This is a genomic window from Thalassospira mesophila (assembly GCF_002115755.1).
GTDB classification, from domain to species: domain Bacteria; phylum Pseudomonadota; class Alphaproteobacteria; order Rhodospirillales; family Thalassospiraceae; genus Thalassospira; species Thalassospira mesophila.
Window position 1 is genome coordinate 1 of sequence record NZ_JFKA01000032.1, and the last position, 1847, is coordinate 1847.

The 1847-nt window shown below is 53.9% G+C and carries 3 protein-coding genes; 1 reads left to right on the plus strand and 2 read right to left on the minus strand.

From position 1 onward, the window contains the following. Positions 1–177: transposase domain-containing protein (locus tag TMES_RS21825; protein ID WP_143589774.1), on the plus strand; the 177-nt coding region annotated here is incomplete at its 5' end. Between the two features lie 318 nt (positions 178–495). On the opposite strand, the gene TMES_RS21830 is transcribed toward TMES_RS21825, so the two are convergent. Beyond that, complete coding sequence (locus tag TMES_RS21830; RefSeq protein ID WP_143589775.1) at positions 496–1518, minus strand: IS110 family RNA-guided transposase; 1023 nt, start codon at positions 1516–1518, stop codon at positions 496–498. Positions 1519–1601: 83 nt separating this feature from the next. Next, positions 1602–1847: IS66 family insertion sequence element accessory protein TnpA (gene tnpA / locus TMES_RS21835; protein ID WP_158091296.1), on the minus strand; the 246-nt coding region annotated here is incomplete at its 5' end.

The window sequence follows — 1847 nt, forward strand, 5'->3', positions numbered from 1 at the left end:
GCCGGTTCAGATACCGGAGGTGATCGGGCCGCTGCCATTTACAGCCTGATCGAGACCGCAAAGATGCAGGGCCTTGATCCGCGTAAATATCTGGCTGTCGTCCTCGACCGCATTGCCGATCATCCGGTCAATCGGATCGACGAGCTGCTTCCCTGGAATATTGACCTCCAAGCCTGATCCGCTCTCCCAAAGGGTATTGCGGGCCCTGTCAAGGTAGCCGTGATGCGACGTGTGTGGACGCCTCCAAAAATGCAAGCATTTCTTTGACAGGTTCAAACATGTGGTCAGGTGCAGTCGTGTGTCCGGCCTCTTGGTGCAGCTTTTCATCGACTGCGGGCCTGTATGGAGATACTCGGATCGGGTCCAAATCGCTTACGCGGGCTCATAGGCGCAGCGTCGATCTACTGGTTTCACCAACCCCGTCTCATTGACCGTTTGTCCTTACCCGTCGTAGACCTGCTCACATTCTTCAGGGGAACCGGCAAAAGGCCGGAATCATGAGATGGCCCCTGAAAGTCGGTATGTCCCTCCTTTTATAACCAATGCCCAAATGATCCGCGCCATCTTATTTGCCAAAGCGACGGCAACCAGCATGCGTGGTTTACGCGTCAGCATACGCGCCAACCAGGGATCTTTCGTGCCGCGCCGTGCTGCCCAACGCACAACAGCCATGGCACCGATAATGAGTAACCGCCGGATATCGCGCTGTCCCATCTTTGATGTTCGTCCCATAACATCTCTGCCCCCGGTAGAGTGTTGCCGAGGTGTCAAACCTGTCCATGCAGCAAAATCCCGGCCGCAGCCAAACCCCTCCATTGGTGGAGTAAATGCTTCAATTGCAGCGGCACAAACCGGCCCTATCCCTGGGATTGTCATCAACCTTTTCGCCTGGTTATCCTGACGAGCCCGAGTTCTTATACGGATCTCAAGATCATTTATATCACCTTGCAGCCGCTCAATTTGTGCCAGCAGCATGTTGGAAACAAGAATAACCTCTTCAGGAAGAACCCCTTTCCCATCGTCAACAGCTTCCTTGAGCCGCTCCAGATGTGCCGTTCCACAGGGGGCAACAATGCCGAATTCTGCAAGATGCCCCCGCAGGGCATTAATTGTTTGCGTCTTCTGACGCACAAGAAGGTCACGGGCCCGAAAAGACAAGGATAAAGCCTGTTGTTCTTCACTCTTGACCGCAACAAAACGCATCGTCGGTCGGCTTGCGGCTTCTGCGATTGCCTCCGCATCCGCAACATCATTCTTCTGCCTTTTGACAAACGGCTTAACATATATTGGTGGTAGCAATTTGACTTCGTGGCCCAGCTTGCTGATTTCACGTCCCCAGTAATGAGCGCTGGCGCACGCTTCCATCGCGACAGTACAAATCGGCTGCGCAGTGAAAAATGCCAGTACCTTCCCCCTCGACAACTTTTTCCTGAAAATCACGTTCCCGTCCAGTCCTGAACCATGCGCTTGAAATGAGTTCTTCGCCAAGTCCAGCCCAATTATGTTAAGTTTTCTCACGGATGCCTCCATCTCTTATTAAACGCTGAGAATGTCTATATTGGCACAGTTGATGCCGTTGGTGGAGGCGTCCACCCCATCGCTTACAAAGAGGCCGCTTCCGGGCGATCAGAAGAATTATCCGGAACATCCTGGCGGTCCGTCAGCGCGACCGGCACAAAAGTCGGGCTGCCATCTGTCGGCCTGCCATACTGTCGACGCCATCTGGTCAGGCTGCTGTAACCAATCCCTCTCCGGGCAGCAAAGTCCCGCACTGACACACCAGAGGTAAAACTCATAGCAGCAAGGCGCTGCTTTTCTTCTGTCGTCAGACGGCGTCCGTTGACAAT